The organism is Thermobispora bispora DSM 43833 (assembly GCF_000092645.1).
In the GTDB taxonomy this organism is placed as follows: domain Bacteria; phylum Actinomycetota; class Actinomycetes; order Streptosporangiales; family Streptosporangiaceae; genus Thermobispora; species Thermobispora bispora.
Map to the genome: position 1 here is coordinate 3,316,637 of NC_014165.1, position 15,946 is coordinate 3,332,582.

Here is a 15,946-nt window from a genome sequence, read left to right on the forward strand (position 1 = left end):
AGTGAAAGGCGGCCCAGATCAGACAGATCGTGGTCATCCATCAACCATAACGAGGAATCGGTTTATACAGCTCATCAGGGGAACAGCGGGATATTATCCAACGTGCACGCACATGGGAGATATATGCCATGACGGCCTCCCCGGCCGCCGGCCCGGATAACAACAGAAACGGAAGAGGCCAATAGACGGAGCCGGTCCATCAAAATCGGGGCTCCCGGCAAAGGGATGGCAGCGATCAACGAGGCCCACCCATACACAGACAATACATGCGCTGATTTAGCGCGCGAAGCCGGTAACCTACCCCTTTTCGCATCCTCTAGATCCGCCGGCAACCGCTCTTCGTATTCACGCGGCCACGGCGTGATCGTCCAGAAAAATGCGTTGCAGATGCGATCCGGATTGAATCTCCACACTCCAAACCTCTGAGGCTCCGACTCGCGCTCCCGTGTTGGCTTCTCAGGCGACCCCTATCTCGATGGACCCCAGGGGTCAGGCCATGCCCACCCACCCGGACCTGCCGCGGGTCTGCGAGGTTCGGCCCTCTCCCCCATCACTCGCTCGGCGAACCGATCCCGGCACGAGCCGGCGCGTGCCGTACGCCGCCTCGCCGTACGGCACGCGCCGTTCCGTGTCCAACGCTCAGCGGGGCCTCACCGTGGCTCTGCCAGAGGAGCGGGCCCCTTCCCCGGTTCAGTAGAGGGGCAGGCCGGTGTAGTTCTCGGCGAGCTCGGCCGCGGCGGCCCGTGAGGTGACGATCCGCTCGAGCTGGGCGAGCTGCAGCCGGGTCTGGAACGGGGTCTGCTCCGGGCCGAGGTGGAGGGTGGTGGTCATGAAGTACGAGAAGTGCTCGGCCCGCCAGACCCGCCGCAGCCGGGTGTCCGAGTAGGCGTCGAGCAGCTCACTCGACCCGGTGGTGTGCAGGTAGATGAAGGCGCGGGCGAGCACCGCCACGTCGCCGAGGGCGAGATTCAAGCCCTTCGCCCCGGTCGGGGGGACGATGTGCGCGGCGTCGCCGGCGAGGAAGACGCGCCGGTGGCGCATCGGCTCGGTGACGAAGCTGCGCATCGGCAGCACCGCCTTCGAGGTGATCGGCCCTCGCTCGAGCTTCCAGTCGCCGTCGATGGCGAAGCGCGCGTCCAGCTCGTCCCAGATGCGGTCGTCCGGCCACTCGTCCACGCCGGAGCCGTTCGGCACCTGCAGGTAGAGCCGGCTCACCGTGCGGCCGCGCATGCTGTGCAGGGCGAAGCCCCGCTCGGAGTGCGCGTAGATCAGCTCGTCGCAGGAGGGCGGCACGTCGGCGAGGATGCCGAGCCACGAGTACGGGTAGACGTGCTCGTACGTGGTGATCGCCCCGCGGATCGCCTCCCGGGTGATGCCGTGGAAGCCGTCGCAGCCGACCACGTACTCGCAGGTCAGCGTCTTCTCCCGCCCCTCGTGGACGAAGTGGATCACCGGCCGGTCGGCGTCGATCCCGGTGATCGCGGTCGCGGTCGCCTCGAACAGCAGCGGGGTGCCGTCCTCGAGGTGGAGCCGGATCAGGTCCTTCACCACCTCGGTCTGGGCGTAGACCATCACCCGGCGGCCGCCGGTGAGGGACGGGAAGTCGATCCGGTGGGAGCGGCGGGCGAACCGCAGCTCGATGCCGTCGTGGACCAGGCCCTCCCGGTCCATGCGCTCCCCCGCGCCGCATTCGCGCAGGATGTCGGCGGCGCCCTGCTCCAGGATGCCGGCGCGCTGCCGCTGCTCGACGTACGCGCGGTCGCGGCTCTCCAGGACCACGCAGTCGATCCCGGAGCGCCGCAGTAATCGGGCCAGCAGCAGACCGGCCGGCCCACCGCCCACGATCCCGACAGTGGTGCGCATCATCCCTTCCCTTCCTCTCGCAGGACTCGGTCGGCGACGGCGAACGCGGTGTTGGCCGCCGGGACCCCGCAGTACACGGCCGTCTGCAGCAGGACCTCCCGGATCTCCTCGGGGGTGAGCCCGTTGCGCAGGGCGGCCCGGACGTGCATGGCGAGCTCCTCGTAGTGGCCGCGGGCCACCAGCGCGGTGAGCGTGATGCAGCTGCGGACCCGGCGGCTCAGCCCGGGGCGGGTCCAGATCTCGCCCCAGGCGTACCGGGTGATGAGGTCCTGGAACGGGGCGGTGAAGGCCGTGGCGCCGGAGATCGCCCGGTCCACGTGCTCGTCGCCGAGCACCTCCCGCCGCACCGCCATCCCCGCGGCGTACCGCGCGGCGTCGCCGTACGGGCGCTCCCCCGCGAGGTGGCCGAGCATGGCGGCGAGCACCGGGGCGGGGCGCTCGACGTTGGCGAGGTGCGCGGCGCCCGGGATCTCGGTGAGCGCGGCCCCGGGGATGCCGTCGGCGAGCTCGCGGGCGTGCGCGGGCGGGGTGGCCGGGTCGTCCCGCCCGGCGATCACCAGGGTGGGCGCGGTGATCCGCCCCAGGTCGCCCCGGAGGTCGTAGCCGGCGAGCGCGTCGCAGCAGGCCGCGTAGCCCGCCGGGTCGGCGGCGCGCAGGTCGGCGAGGAGCGCCTGGGCCGCCGCGGACCCGGTGAATCCGGGGGTGAACCACCGCGCGGCCGCGGCCTCGGCCAGCACGCCCGTGCCCTTCTCCCGGACCAGCGCCGCCCGTTCGTGCCAGCCGGCCGGCTCGCCGAACCGCGCCGAGGAGCAGACGAGGATGAGCGAGCCGACCCGCTCGGGATGGTGGACGGCGAGCCAGGCGCCGACCGCGCCGCCGATCGAGATGCCCGCGTACGCGAACCGGCCGATCCCGAGCCGGTCGGCCAGGTCGAGCACGAGCCGGGCCAGGTCGGCGATGGTGGCCGTCCCGGGCTCCGTGCCCGGCAGCAGCCCGGCCGGGGACCGGCCGTGGCCGGGCAGGTCCCAGCGGATCACCCGGTGGTCGCGGGCGAGCGCGGGCACCTGGGGGTCCCACACCGCGAGCGAGGTGCCGAGCGAGGGCCCGAGGATCAGCGGCGGCGCGTCCTCCGGACCGTCGATCACGTGCCCCGGGATCCGTGTTCCGTCAGTCGTCGTCATGGTTCCGCCTCGCCCGTAGCGCGCGGTCCACCAGCGGGCCGGCCGAGCCCAGGTACCGCGCTGGATCGGTCAGGTCGTGCAGCGGCTCGTCGGGGAGCGCGGCGGCCGCGGGACCGGCCCGCAGCGCGCTGCGCAGGTCGGCCCCGTCGCGCACGGCGCGCACCGCGTCCCGCACCACCGCCCGCGCCCGCTCCCGGCCGAGGAGCGGGGTGAGGGCGGCGGCGATCCGCTCGCTCACGATGAGGCCTCGGGTGAGGCCGAGGTTCTCCCGCATCCGCTCCGGGTGCACCCGCAGCCCTTCGGCGAGCCCGGCCGCCGCCTCGGCCGCCCCGCCGACCAGGCGCAGCGCCTCGCGCAGCGGCTGCCACTCGGCGTGCCAGGCCCCCGGCGGGCGCTCGTCCTCGGCGGCGAGCGAGCCGTACAGCGTCGCGGCCAGGGCGGGGACCTGCCGGGCCGCGGCGGCGATCAGCACCGAGGCGACGGGGTTCGCCTTCTGCGGCATGGCCGAGGAGCCGCCGCCCGCGCCCTCGGAGACCTCGCCGATCTCGGTCCGGGAGAGCACGAGCACGTCGGCGGCGAGCTTGCCCAGGGCGCCGGCGGTGAAGGCGAGCGCCCCGGCGAGGTCGGCGATCGGGGTGCGCAGGGTGTGCCACGGCAGCACCGGCTCGGCGAGCCCGGTCTCCGCCGCGTAGGCGGCGAGCAGCCGGGGGCCGAGGTCCGCGGCCGCATCGGGCCCGGCGTACGCGTGGAAGGCGGCGAGCGTGCCGCCCGCGCCGCCGAGCTGGACGGGCAGGGCGGCGCGGACCGCGGACAGGCGCGCGGCCGCGGCGCGGACCAGGGTGAGCCAGCCGGCCGCCTTCAGCCCGAACGTGGTGGGCACCGCGTGCTGGGTGAGGGTACGGCCGGGCATGGGGGTGTCCCGGTGCGCGGCGGCGAGGCCGGCGAGCGCCCGCTCGGCCCGGCCGAGGTCGGCGAGGACGGGCTCGAGCGCCCGCGCGGTGACGAGCATGAGCGCGGTGTCCCAGATGTCCTGGCTGGTGGCGCCGCGGTGCACGTACTCGGCGGCGGCCGGGTCCCGCTCGGCCACGGCCGCGGTGAGCACGGCGACCAGGGGGATGACCGGGTTGCCGTCGGCCCGGGCGCGGAGCGCGAGCTCCCGTGGGTCGGCCCCGGCGAGGCCGGCCGCGGCCTCGGTCACCGCCCGGGCCGCGGCGGGCGGGGCGAGGCCGGCCGTGGCCAGGGCGCGGGTGAGCGCGGCCTCGGCGTCGAGCATCGCGCGGAGGAACGCGGCGTCTCCGGTGGCGGCGGCCGCCGCGGACCCGGCCCAGACCGGGGCGAGCAGGCCGACGTCGGCCGCCGCGTCACGCTCATTCGAAGGCAAGGAACACCGTCTCCTCGTGGGTTCCGTCACCCTGCAGGCGGATGTCGAACCGGAACACGCGCTCCCCCTCCGGTACGGCGAGCAGGGTGGCCCGGCGCTCCGGCGGGAGGGAGGACAGCAGCGGGTCCGCCTCGGGGTCGGTCCGGTCCGGCAGGTAGACCCGGGTGTAGAGCTGCCGGAGCAGGCCGCGCGCGAAGATGCAGACGCTGATGTACGGCACGCCGCCCGGCGGGAGGGTGCGGAGCAGGTAGTGGCCGTCCTCGTCGACCGGCACGCGGCCGAACCCGGTGAACTTCAGGTGGTTCCGGCCGATCACCTGGCCGGTTACCGGGTCGCGGCGCAGCGAGCCCGGCGCCCCGGCGCGGGATCCGTCCGGCGCGGGCTGCCAGAACTCCAGCAGCGCGTCCTTGACCGGGTCCCCGGCGCCGTCGTAGACGCACCCGTGCACGGTGATCGCGTCCGGGTGCCAGGGCGGGGCGATGTCGCCGCCCCCGGTGAACGGCAGGGCCAGCCCGAAGTAGGGGCCGATCGTCTGGGACGGGGTGGGTGGCAGGGTCATCGCCCCTCCTCCATGTAGGTCGCGTCCGGGCCGTCGAGCACGATGTCCCAGCGGAAGCCGAGGGCCCACTCGGGCCGGGACAGGTCGTGGTCGTACGTGGCGATGAGCCGGCGGCGGGCGTCCTCGTCGGGGATGGACTGGTAGATCGGGTCGAACGGCAGCAGCGGGTCGCCGGGGAAGTACATCTGGGTGACGAGCCGCTGGGTGAACGCCGTGCCGAAGATCGAGAAGTGGATGTGCGCCGGCCGCCAGGCGTTGGTGTTGTTCCGCCAGGGGTAGGGGCCGGGCTTGATCGTGATGAAGGTGTACCGGCCGTCGTCGTCGGTGAGGCAGCGGCCGTACCCGGTGAAGTTGGGGTCGAGCGGGGCGGGGTGCTGCTCCCACTGGTGGGCGTAGCGGCCGGCCGCGTTGGCCTGCCAGATCTCGACGAGCTGGCCGCGCACCGGCCGGCCGTTCCGGTCCACGATCCGCCCGGTGACGATGATCCGCTCGCCGATCGGCTCGCCCGGGTGCTGCCGGGTGAGGTCGGAGTCGAGCTCGGTCACGTCGGTCTCCCCGAAGACCGGCCCGGTGAGCTCGACGGCCTCGGGGTCGCGCGGCACGACGAGCCGCTGCTTGGGGTGGCGCAGCACGCTGCCCCGGTACGGCGGGAAGTCGAGGAGCGGGTGGTCGCGGCGGGGCGCACCCTCCGCAACCGACTTGGCGTAGGCGCGGTGGATCTCGGCGATCTCCTCGTTGATCGCCTCCTGGGTGGGCAACTCCACTGCCGGCATGGGGTGGCCTGCCTTTCTCGATCGGGGGGATTGAGCGGGGGTTCGAGCGGGGCGTGCCTCGGGGAGGGCCGCACGGGGACCCGCCGGTGGCGCGCCGCCCGGGCGCCCGTTCCGGGCGGTGCGCGGCCCGGGCCTCGCCGGAGCCCGGCCCGGCGTCATGCGGAGGCGGCCGTGAGCGCGCGGAGCGCGGCGAGCTCCTCGGCGGTCGGCGGCTCGGTGGTGCGGACCTGGTCGGCGATCTTCAGCGGCCATCCGGTGGCGGCCCGGACCTGCTCGATGTCCACCCCGGGGTGGACGTCGGTGAGCACGAGCTCGGCGGTGTCCGGGTCGGGGCGGAGGATGCCGAGGTCGGTGATGACGGCGACCGGCCCCTTGCCGCGCAGGCCCAGCCGCTCCCGGTCGCCGCGGCCGGTGCCGTGCCCGACCGAGGTGATGAAGTCGAGCCGCTCCACGAACCCGCGCGGGGAGTGGCGGAGCACGATCAGCACCTCACGGCAGTTCGCCGCGATCTCCGGGGCGCCGCCGGCTCCGGGGAGGCGGATCGGCGGGCGGCCGGGTCCCCGGTCGATGAGGGTGGTGTTGATGTTGCCGAACCGGTCGATCTGCGCGGCGCCGAGGAAGCCGACGTCGATCCGGCCGGCTTGGAGCCAGTAGTTGAACATCTCGGGCACGGAGACCACGGCGTCGGCGGTGTCGGCGAGCTCGCCGTCGCCGATGGACAGCGGCAGCCGCGTGGGTTTCGCGCCGAGCGCTCCCGACTCGTAGATGAGGACCAGGTCGGGGCGGACGGTCCGGCGGGCGAGGTTCGCGGCCGTGCTGGGGAGGCCGATGCCCACGAAGCAGGTGCGCGCACCGGCGAGCGCCCGGGCCGCGTTGATGCTCATCAGCTCGTCGCGCGTCCAGTCGCTCATCGGGCCACCGCCTGCAGGACGTTCTCGCGCAGCCAGGTCTGGAACCGCTCGCGGTCGCGGGAGATCTCGTCCCACGCTCGGTAGAAGGCGTTGTCGCGGACCGAGTAGCCCGCCGCGTACGACGGGTGGGCGCCGCCGGGGACCTCGGCGACCGCGGTGACCACCCAGCTCGGCAGGATCACGCCCCCGGGCCGGGGTTCGAGCTCGTCGACGATCTCCTCCACGGTGACGAGGACCCGCCGGGCGGCGAGGGCGGCCTCCTTCTGCACCCCGGTGAGCCCCCAGAACTGGACGTTGCCCTCCCGGTCGGCCTGCTGGGCGTGGATCACCGTGACGTCGGGGTTGATCGCGGCCACGGCCGCGAGCTCCTCCCCGGTGAACGGGCAGGTGATCGTGGCCACGGTGTCGGTGCGGGTGGCCAGGTCACTGCCGCGGTAGCCGCGGAGCACGGCGAACGGCAGCCCGGAGGCGCCGGCCACGTAGCGGTTCGCCATCCCGGCGTGGCTGTGCTCGTCGAGCTCGAGCGGGCGCGGCCAGCCGTTCTCCACGGCGTCCCGGAAGCGGTGGAGCGAGCCGACGCCCGGGTTGCCACCCCAGGAGAAGACGAGTTTGCGCACCAGGCCGGCGCCGATGAGCTGGTCGTAGATGAGGTCGGGGGTCATCCGGATCAGGGTGAGGTCGGTGATCCCCTGCCGGATGACCTCGTGTGCGGCGGCGAACGGGATCAGGTGGGTGAACCCCTCCATGGCGACCGAGTCGCCGTCGTGGATCAGTTCCGCCACCGCCTCGGACAGCGTACGGATGACTGCCATGCCTTTCGTCCTCACCGGCGAGCGGCGGGCCGGACCGGCCACACCGTGCCTTGTTCGGCTGGCGAACTTTAGTTCGCTATCGTGACTCGAGTGTGGCCAACCGGTGGACGGGTGTCAATGGCGGAGCCGGGGCGGGCGGTACGGTTTCCGCGGAAACCCGAGGTACGGCTGAGCCGATTGCGGCGCGGGAGACGCGAGCCAGCGAAACGGAGATCGCGATGGACGGGACGGGTGGCACCCCGAGCGCGGCCTTGGCCGAGGACCCGCCGGAGGAGGCGGTCGGCCCGCTCATCCGCGGGCTGGCCGTGATCCGGCACCTCACCCTCACCGGTGGCCGCCGGGTGGTGAGCGAGCTGGTCCGGGAGACCGGGCTCGCCCGCTCCACGGTCGACCGGATCCTCGGCACGCTCGCCCGGCTCGGCTACGCGCGGCTCGGCGAGCGGGAGGTGGCGCTCGCGCCCCCGCTGATGGAGCTGGGGAACGCCTACCTCGCGGCGTCCCGGATCCCCGCCCTGCTCGGCCCGATCGCCGACCGGCTCGCCGAGGAGCTCGACGAATCGGTCTCGATCGCCGTGCCGGACCGGGACGGCGTGCGGTTCGTGCACCAGATGCCGCGCCGGCGCACGATGTCGGTCACGTTCCACGTGGGCGACCTGCTGCCCGCGGAGAGCGCCGCGCCGGGGGCGCTGTTCGCCGCCCACTGGTCCCCGGCCGACTGGGAGCGCTGGCGCGCCCGGGTGGCCGAGGACCCGGGGTACGCCTCCTTCCCGGTGCTGCCCGACGGCACGGCGCGGGGCGCCGGCACCTTCGCCGCCCGGGCCGAGCGGGCACGGGCGGACGGCTGGTCGGTGGACGATCAGCAGATCGAGCCCGGGCTGATCGCGGTCGCGGTCCCGGTGCGCGATCCGGACGGGCGACCGCTCTGCGCCCTGAGCGTGGTGAGCCACACCAGCCGGCACACCGCCGGGTCGCTGCGCGACGCCGTGCTCGGCCGGATGCGGGAGACGGCCGCCGCCATGGAGCGCGCGCTCGCCTCACCCTCCGGCGCGCCCGGTGGCGCCACCCCGGCGGGGGTGGACGAGGCGGGCGGCCCGGCCGCCGGCGCGCCATCGGCGACGCCGTCCGGTGCGTCAGCGGAGACGCCGGCCGACGCGCCAGCGGACCCGGCGACCGGAGCGTCTGCGGAGACGGCGGCCGGCGCGGCGGGGCAGCGGGAGCCCGGTGCCGAGGATCGGGCCACCGGCCCCGAGTACATCGAGTCCTTCGCCCGCGGGCTGCGGGTGCTCACCGCCTTCGGCGCGCGGACCGAGGCGGTCTCGCTCACCGAGCTCGCCGAGCTCACCGGGCTGCCCCGGGCCACGGTGCGCCGCGCGCTGATCACCCTGACCCACCTCGGATACGTGGCCGCGGAGGGGAGGCTCTTCCGGCTCACCCCGCGGGTGCTCGACCTCGGCTTCCCCTGCCTCGCCCGGCTCACCCTGTCGCGGATCGCCCTCCCCCACCTGGCCTGGCTCAGCGCGCAGGTGAACGACTCGGCGTCGATGGCCGTGCTCGCCGGAGACGAGATCCAGTACGTGGCGCGCGTGCCCACGGTGCGGATCATGAGCGTCGACATCACCGTGGGCACCCGGTTCCCGGCGTACGCGACGTCGATGGGGCGGGTCCTCCTCGCCGGGCTGCCGCGGGAGGAGCGCGACGCGATCCTCGCCCGCACCGACCTGCGGCCGTTCACCCGCCGGACGATCACCGGCCGGGCGCGGCTCGCCGCCGTGCTCGACCGGACGGCGCGGGACGGCTACGCACTGGTCGACCAGGAGCTGGAGGACGGGCTGCGCTCGATCGCGGTTCCGGTGCGCGACCGGGCCGGGAGGGTGGTCGCCGCCGTCAACGTCTCCAGCCATGCCGCGCGCCGGACCGCCGAGCAGGCCCGGGAGGCGGTGCTCCCCCTGCTCAGGCGGGCGGCGGCCCGGATCGAGCACGACTACCACATCGCCACCCGGTTCGCCCGCATCCCGGTGGCGTGACGCCGGCTCTCTGAACCATTGGCCCGACGCACGAGGTCCGCCCGTATCCCGGTGGCGTGACGCCGGCCCGGTGAACCGTCGATCCTCGCGGCCCGGCTCGCCTCCGGCCCGCCCCGGCATCACGGCACGATCGCCCGCCCCGGCATCACGGCACGATCGCCGGGTCATTCCCGTCGCGGCGGAAGGTCAATCCTCGCCGACGACGGCCACCTCGCGGGCGGCGTCCGGCCCCTTCTCCAGCAGAACCTGGAAACCCTGCTCGTCGAGGCGCGGGATGCCGAGCTTGACCGCCTTGGCGTACTTGGAGCCTGGGTTCTCCCCCACGACCACGAAGTCGGTCTTCTTCGACACCGAGCTCGCGACCCGGCCGCCCCGGCTGGTGATCGCCTCCCCCGCCTCGTCCCGGGTGTAGCCGCTGAGCGTCCCGGTGATGACGAAGGTCAGGCCCTCCAGCGGGCGCGGCCCCTCGGGCACGGCGGGCTCCTCGTCGGCCATGCGCACCCCGGCGGCGCGCCACCGTTCGATGATCTCCCGGTGCCAGTCGACGCTGAACCACTCCTTGATCGCGGCGGCGATCACCGGGCCGATGCCCTCCACCGCGGCGAGCTCCTCCTCCGAGGCCGCGGCGATCGCGTCGATCGAGCGGAAGTGCTCGGCGAGCGCCCGGGCCGTCGGCGGGCCCACGTGCCGGATGCTCAGCGCCACGAGGATCCGCCAGAGCGGCCGCTGCTTGGCCTGCTCGAGCTGCTCGAGGAGCTTCTCCGCGTTCTTGCTCGGCGCCCCGGAGACGGTGGCGAAGAACGACACCACCTTCGGCTCACCGGTCTGCGGGTCGAGCTTCGGCAGCCCGGTGTCCGGGTCGCGGACCACCGTCTTGATCGGGAGCAGCCGGTCCATGGTGAGGTCGAACAGGTCGGCGTCGGTGCGGATCGGCGGCTCCTGCGGCGGGAGCGGCTGGGTGAGCGCGCTCGCCGCGACATACCCGAGCCCTTCGATGTCGAGCGCGTCGCGCCCGGCGGCGAAGAAGATCCGCTCCCGGAGCTGCGCCGGGCAGGACTTGGTGTTCGGGCAGCGCAGGTCGGCGTCGCCCTCCCGCTCGTAGGCGAGCCGCGTGCCGCACTCCGGGCAGTGCGTCGGCATCACGAACTCGCGCTCGCTGCCGTCGCGCAGGTCGACCACCGGCCCGACGATCTCGGGGATGACGTCGCCGGCCTTGCGGAGCACCACGGTGTCGCCGATCAGCACGCCCTTCCGCTTGACCTCGAAGGCGTTGTGCAGGGTGGCCCGCTCCACGGTGGACCCGGAGACCACGACCGGCTTCATCACCGCGTACGGGGTGACCCGGCCGGTCCGCCCCACCCCGACCTGGATGTCGAGCAGCTTGGTGGTGACCTCCTCGGGCGGGTACTTGAACGCGATCGCCCAGCGCGGCGCCCGGCTGGTGGAGCCCAGCGCCCGCTGCACGGCGATCCGGTCCACCTTCGCCACCACGCCGTCGATCTCGTATTCGGGGTCGTGGCGGTGCTCCCGGTAGTACGCGATGTACTCGCGGATGCCGCCGAGGTCCTCGACCACCCGGTAGCGCTCGCTCACCGGCAGGCCGAGCTCGCGGAGCCGCTCGTAGACGGCCGACTGGCTCTCCGGCGGGTCGCCGCCTTCCCACACGCCGACGCCGTGGACGATCATCTTGAGCGGGCGCTGGGCGGTGACCCGCGGATCCTTCTGCCGGACGGAGCCTGCGGCCGCGTTGCGCGGGTTGGCGAACGGCTGCTTGCCGGCGTCGAGGAGCTGCTCGTTCAGCCGCCGGAACCCCTCGACCGGGAGGAAGACCTCGCCGCGGACCTCGAGGAGGGACGGCACGCCGTCGCCGGTGAGCCGGTGGGGCACGTTCCGGATCGTCCGGATGTTGGGGGTGATGTCCTCCCCGGTCCGCCCGTCGCCCCGGGTGGCGGCGCGCACCAGGCGGCCGTTCTCGTAGACGAGCGCGACCGCCAGCCCGTCGATCTTCAGCTCGCAGAGGAAGGGGCCCACGTCGGCGCCGTAGAGCCGCTGGATCCGGGCGTGCCAGGCGGCGAGATCCTCATCGCTGAACGCGTTGTCCAGGCTCTCCAGGCGCCGCAGGTGGGTGACCGGGGTGAACTCCGTCGAGATCGCGCCCCCGACCTTCTGGGTGGGCGAGTCCGGGGTGCGCAGATCCGGGTACCGCTCCTCGAGCTCGCGGATCTCGCGCATCCACGCGTCGTACTCGGCGTCGCTGACCGTCGGCGAGTCGAGCACGTAGTAGCGCCAGTTGGCCTCCTCGATGAGCTCGGCGAGCTCGGCGTGCCGATCGCGTGCCGCCGGGGGCGCGGCAGCGGTCCGCACCTGGTAGTCCTGCTCAGTCACGTCGCGCGCCTCCCCTCTCGACGGGCAGGAACCCACGGTAGCGCCGCCGGCCGACATCCGGCGCCGAGGTCACTCCTCCCCGGGATCCTCCCGCAGCACGCGCGCCGCCTTCCGGCACGTGGCGAGGGCGTCCTTGGCGTACGCCGGCGAGGCCCCGGCGAGACCGCACACCGGGGTGAGCACCACCTGCGTGGCCAGCCGCGCCGGCGGGAAGCCGAGCCTACGCCAGAGCTCGATCGCGGGCCTGGCCACCACGCCGATGTCCGGGAGCCTGGAGTCCGTCCCCGGCACGACCCCGAGGAAGAACGCCACCCCCTTCTCGATCGCCTCGCCGATGGGGTCCTCGTCCTGGCGGCGCAGCAGCGACGCGTCGCAGGAGATCCCCCGCGCCCCGGCGGTGCGGATCACCTCGAACGGCACCCCGGCGGCGCAGCAGTGGACGACCGGGAACGCCTCCCCGCACGCGGAGATCACCGTCTCCAGCCGCTCACGCACGATCATCGGCTCGACCGCGGGGATCCTGCCGAAGCCCGAGGCCGTGGGGACGCTCCCGGCGAGCACGCGCGGCAGCTCCGGCTCGTCGAGCTGGACGACGAGCCGCGCCCCGGGCACCCGGCGCGCCACGTCGGCGAGGTGCTGGGCGACCCCTTCGGCCAGGGACTCGGCGATGTCCCGTACGGCTCCCGGGTCGACGAGCGCCTTGTGGCCGTACCGGAGCTCGATGGACGCGGCGAGCGTCCACGGGCCGCACACCTGAACCTTGAGCGGCCCCTGGTACTCACGGGCGATCTCCTCCAGGCCGTCGAGGTCCCGGCGCAGGTGGTCGGCGGCCCGCTTGGCGTCCCGCCCGGGACGGTCCGTGAACCGCCAGCCGGAGGGGTGGACCTCGGCGTGCAGGTCCACGAGGAGCGAGGCGCTCCGGCCGATCATGTCGGCGCCGACGCCGCGCCCGGGGAGCTCGGGCAGGTACGGCAGGGACGTCTCACCGAAGGCCATGCGGATGGCCTCCATGTGGTCCTCGCCCGGGTGGGAGCCGACCCCCGTGGCGGCCGCCTCGTCCCACGGATACTCGTTCACGGGGACTAGCTTAGGGAGCGTGAGAATCACCAAGCTCGGACACGCGTGCTGGCGGCTGGCCAAGGACGGCTCGGTCCTCGTGATCGACCCCGGCTCGTTCAGCGGAGGCGAGCCGCTCGACGGCGCGCAGGCCGTGCTCATCACCCACGAGCACCCGGACCACGTGGACGTGGGGCTGCTCGCGAGCGCCCCGCCCGATCTGGAGATCTACACCTGCCAGGCGGTGGCCGACCGGCTCTCCGATGTTCCGGCCCGGGTGCACGCGGTGCGCGAGGGGGACGCGTTCACCGCCGCCGGGTTCTCGGTCAGGGTGTTCGGCGAGTGGCACGCGCCGAACCACCCGGACCTGCCCGTGGTGCAGAACGTGGGCTTCTTCATCGACGAGGAGGTCTTCTACCCGGGCGACGCGCTCACCGTGCCGGGCGTCGAGGTCCCCACGCTGCTCGTGCCGACCAACGCGCCCTGGCTGAAGACCTCCGAGATGGTGGAGTACCTGCGCGCGGTCCGCCCCGCCCGGGCCTACTCCACCCACGACGGGCTGGTGAACGAGATCGGGCTGCGGCTCATCGACGGCTGGCTGGAGATGGAGGCCGGCAAGCAGCGGGCGGACTTCCGCCGCATCCCGGTCGGGGAGTCGGTCGAGCTGCCCTGAGCCCGCCGGTCGCGGCGAGCGGGCCGGGCCCCTCGCCGGCCCCGCCGGGTCAGCCCGCGGCCGAGGCGATCGTGGCCGAGCCGATCACCATGTCGTCCTGGTAGAGCACGGCGGCCTGCCCCGGGGCGACGCCGTACGCGGGGGTGTCCAGGTCGATGTGGAGCCGGCCCTCCTCGACCCAGGCGCGGCAGCCGTACACCTCGCCGTGCGCCCGGAGCTGCACGCTGCAGGTGATCGGCTCGTACGGCTCGGCCACGGGCCCGTTCCACACCGGCCGCTCCCCGATGATCCGGGTCACCTGGAGCCGGCTGCGCGGCCCGACCTTCACCGTGTTGGAGACCGGCTCGATCGACAGCACGTACCGGGGCCGGCCGTCCGGTGCCGGGCGCTCGAGGCCCAGTCCCTTCCGCTGCCCGATCGTGAACCCGTACGCGCCCCGGTGGGTGCCGAGCACCTCTCCGGTGAGCGCGTCCACGATGGGGCCCTCCGCGGTCCCGAGCCGCTCGGCGAGGAACGCCCGGGTGTCGCCGTCGGCGATGAAGCAGATGTCGTGGCTGTCCGGCTTGTCGGCCACGGCGAGCCCGCGCCGGGCGGCCTCGGCCCGCACCTCGGCCTTGGTCGAGCCGCCGAGCGGGAAGATCGCGTGCTTGAGCTGCTCCCGGGTGAGCACCCCCAGCACGTAGGACTGGTCCTTGCTCGCGTCCACGCTCCGCCGCAGCACGCCGTCGATGAGCCGGGCGTGATGCCCGGTGGCGACGGCGTCGAACCCGAGCGCGAGGGCCCGGTCGAGCACCGCCGAGAACTTGATCTTCTCGTTGCAGCGCAGGCACGGGTTCGGGGTGCGGCCCGCGGCGTACTCGCTGACGAAGTCCTCCACCACGTCCCGGTGGAACCGCTCGGCCATGTCCCACACGTAGAACGGGATGCCGATCACGTCGGCCGCGCGGCGCGCGTCGCGGGCGTCCTCCAGGGTGCAGCAGCCCCTGGCGCCGACCCGGTGGGAGCGTGGATTGGGCGACAGGGCCAGGTGGACCCCGACGACCTCGTGGCCCTCCTCGGCGATCCGGGCCGCGGCCACGGCCGAGTCCACGCCACCCGACATGGCGGCGAGCACGCGGAGCTTCCGTCTGGCACCCATGACGGTTCCGAGACTACCCCGGGCCCCGGCCTCCCCAGGCCGCGCGCGGTGGGGGCCGTGTTGGCACCCGGCCGGGCGACCTGGGAGGATGCGAATCCGTGCGACTGTTCGGACGAAAGAACGAACCCGACGACCCGGCGGAGGCCATAGCCCGGTTCTGGAGCTGGTGGGAGGAGAACCGGCCGGCGCTCGACCGGCACGCCGCCTCCGGGGACACCGAGGCGCTCGCCGAGCTGCTCGGCCCGGCCGTGGCCGCGCTCCACCCCTCGCTGATCTGGGAGGTGACCCCGGGCAAGGGCGCCCTGCACGCCCTGGTGGTGAGCGCGGCGGCCGATCCGGAGCTGCGGCCGCTCGCCCACCGGTGGGCGAAGGCCGCGCCGCCCGCGGACGCGTTCTGGGAGTTCTACCCCTCCCGGCAGGCGAGCTCGCAGCCGGAGGAGGTCTCCTTCGAGGTGAACGGGCTGACGCTCGACCTCGGCCGCCTGGTGATGGCGCTGCACGTGCCGCCCGGCTCTCCCCGGGTGAACATCACCGCCTACCATCCGATCTTCCCGGACCTCGACGATGACACCCGGATGGAGGCGACCCTGCTCGCGCTGGACCGGCTGCTCGGCGAGGACGAGGTGGCCCGCTGGGTGGGCGACATCGTCCCGGCCGCGTCCGAGCCGATCGACGCCTTCGCCGCGATCCACCTGCCCGCCGTGGTCGCCGACGTCGCCGAGGGATTCACCGAGGAGCAGTGGGTGGCGCTCGAAGGGCGCACGAACACCGGCCGGCGGCTGACCGCGGCCGCGCGCTTCCCGCTCCGCCCGGTGGACTTCCCCCTCTACGACCAGCACATCGCGATCACGCTGCCGTACCGGGACACCGACGATGAGGGCCAGCCGGTGGGCGGTTCCGCCGAGGCGCTGCGCGAGTTCGAGGAGCGGCTGGTCAAGCGGCTCACCGAGCTCGGCGACGCCGTGCTCGTCGCGCACGTAAGCGCGGAGGGCTGCCGGGTCCTGCACGTCTACGCCGACCCGGAGGGCGGGGCCGCGGAGGAGCTCAGGCGGCTCGCCGCCGGGTGGCCGGAGGGCCAGGCCGGCGTCGACGTGACCGCCGACCCCGCGTGGAGCGCGGTCGCCCCGTTCCTGTCCTGACCGGGATGCGTTCCTGCCCCTGACCGGGCCGCGCGGGCCGGCCGGTCCGGG

13 protein-coding genes are annotated in these 15,946 nt (G+C 74.1%); 3 read left to right on the plus strand and 10 right to left on the minus strand.

What is annotated here, in order from left to right; translation table 11 throughout:
* Positions 1–690 precede the first annotated feature (690 nt).
* The 7 genes from TBIS_RS14025 to TBIS_RS14055 form a co-directional block, all read right to left on the minus strand.
* Positions 691–1,863, minus strand: a complete 1,173-nt coding sequence (locus TBIS_RS14025; RefSeq protein WP_041432351.1) for a 4-hydroxybenzoate 3-monooxygenase — start codon at positions 1,861–1,863, stop codon at positions 691–693.
* Entirely contained in the window at positions 1,863–3,044 is a 1,182-nt protein-coding gene (gene pcaDC, locus TBIS_RS14030; RefSeq protein WP_013133064.1) for a bifunctional 3-oxoadipate enol-lactonase/4-carboxymuconolactone decarboxylase PcaDC, read from the minus strand. The genes TBIS_RS14025 and pcaDC overlap by 1 nt, the downstream gene beginning before the upstream one ends.
* Entirely contained in the window at positions 3,031–4,425 is a 1,395-nt protein-coding gene (gene pcaB / locus TBIS_RS14035; protein WP_013133065.1) for a 3-carboxy-cis,cis-muconate cycloisomerase, read from the minus strand. Before pcaB ends, pcaDC begins: the two co-directional genes overlap by 14 nt.
* Complete coding sequence (gene pcaG / locus TBIS_RS14040; protein ID WP_013133066.1) at positions 4,412–4,984, minus strand: protocatechuate 3,4-dioxygenase subunit alpha; 573 nt, start codon at positions 4,982–4,984, stop codon at positions 4,412–4,414. The genes pcaB and pcaG overlap by 14 nt, the downstream gene beginning before the upstream one ends.
* Positions 4,981–5,757 carry a protocatechuate 3,4-dioxygenase subunit beta gene (pcaH, locus tag TBIS_RS14045; protein ID WP_013133067.1) on the minus strand — a complete coding sequence of 259 codons (777 nt, stop codon included), beginning with the start codon at positions 5,755–5,757 and terminating at the stop codon, positions 4,981–4,983. The genes pcaG and pcaH overlap by 4 nt, the downstream gene beginning before the upstream one ends.
* A 155-nt stretch (positions 5,758–5,912) precedes the next feature.
* Positions 5,913–6,668: a CoA-transferase subunit beta gene (locus TBIS_RS14050; protein WP_013133068.1), complete on the minus strand. Its 756-nt coding sequence runs from the start codon at positions 6,666–6,668 to the stop codon at positions 5,913–5,915.
* Positions 6,665–7,480 carry a CoA transferase subunit A gene (locus tag TBIS_RS14055; protein ID WP_013133069.1) on the minus strand — a complete coding sequence of 272 codons (816 nt, stop codon included), beginning with the start codon at positions 7,478–7,480 and terminating at the stop codon, positions 6,665–6,667. Before TBIS_RS14055 ends, TBIS_RS14050 begins: the two co-directional genes overlap by 4 nt.
* A 218-nt stretch (positions 7,481–7,698) precedes the next feature.
* Between TBIS_RS14055 and TBIS_RS20175 the strand changes: the two genes are divergently transcribed.
* A complete protein-coding gene (locus tag TBIS_RS20175; protein WP_013133070.1) occupies positions 7,699–9,504 on the plus strand; it encodes an IclR family transcriptional regulator domain-containing protein in 1,806 nt (601 codons plus the stop codon).
* 186 nt (positions 9,505–9,690) lie between these two features.
* Here the strand turns inward: TBIS_RS20175 and ligA are convergent, their stop codons facing one another.
* Together ligA and TBIS_RS14070 are read right to left on the minus strand one after the other, a co-directional pair.
* Entirely contained in the window at positions 9,691–11,889 is a 2,199-nt protein-coding gene (gene ligA / locus TBIS_RS14065; RefSeq protein ID WP_013133071.1) for an NAD-dependent DNA ligase LigA, read from the minus strand.
* Between the two features lie 69 nt (positions 11,890–11,958).
* Complete coding sequence (locus TBIS_RS14070; RefSeq protein WP_013133072.1) at positions 11,959–12,966, minus strand: methionine synthase; 1,008 nt, start codon at positions 12,964–12,966, stop codon at positions 11,959–11,961.
* A gap of 19 nt (positions 12,967–12,985) precedes the next feature.
* On the opposite strand from TBIS_RS14070, the gene TBIS_RS14075 reads away from it, so the two are divergent.
* Entirely contained in the window at positions 12,986–13,618 is a 633-nt protein-coding gene (locus TBIS_RS14075) for an MBL fold metallo-hydrolase (protein ID WP_013133073.1), read from the plus strand.
* 49 nt (positions 13,619–13,667) lie between these two features.
* Here TBIS_RS14075 and mnmA read toward each other — a convergent pair whose 3' ends face one another.
* Positions 13,668–14,756 (minus strand): tRNA 2-thiouridine(34) synthase MnmA, encoded by a 1,089-nt coding sequence (gene mnmA, locus TBIS_RS14080; protein ID WP_013133074.1) that lies wholly within the window; start codon positions 14,754–14,756, stop codon positions 13,668–13,670.
* 98 nt (positions 14,757–14,854) lie between these two features.
* On the opposite strand from mnmA, the gene TBIS_RS14085 reads away from it, so the two are divergent.
* Positions 14,855–15,895: a DUF695 domain-containing protein gene (locus tag TBIS_RS14085; protein ID WP_013133075.1), complete on the plus strand. Its 1,041-nt coding sequence runs from the start codon at positions 14,855–14,857 to the stop codon at positions 15,893–15,895.
* Positions 15,896–15,946: the final 51 nt, after the last annotated feature.

Bases quoted from the DNA above. Each gene is read 5' to 3' on its own strand.
- pcaDC (WP_013133064.1), bottom strand. From the start codon at position 3,044: ATGACGACGACTGACGGAACACGGATCCCGGGGCACGTGATCGACGGT.
- TBIS_RS14055 (WP_013133069.1), bottom strand. From the start codon at position 7,480: ATGGCAGTCATCCGTACGCTGTCCGAGGCGGTGGCGGAACTGATCCAC.
- TBIS_RS14025 (WP_041432351.1), bottom strand. From the start codon at position 1,863: ATGCGCACCACTGTCGGGATCGTGGGCGGTGGGCCGGCCGGTCTGCTG.
- TBIS_RS14050 (WP_013133068.1), bottom strand. From the start codon at position 6,668: ATGAGCGACTGGACGCGCGACGAGCTGATGAGCATCAACGCGGCCCGG.
- pcaG (WP_013133066.1), bottom strand. From the start codon at position 4,984: ATGACCCTGCCACCCACCCCGTCCCAGACGATCGGCCCCTACTTCGGG.
- pcaH (WP_013133067.1), bottom strand. From the start codon at position 5,757: ATGCCGGCAGTGGAGTTGCCCACCCAGGAGGCGATCAACGAGGAGATC.
- mnmA (WP_013133074.1), bottom strand. From the start codon at position 14,756: ATGGGTGCCAGACGGAAGCTCCGCGTGCTCGCCGCCATGTCGGGTGGC.
- TBIS_RS20175 (WP_013133070.1), top strand. From the start codon at position 7,699: ATGGACGGGACGGGTGGCACCCCGAGCGCGGCCTTGGCCGAGGACCCG.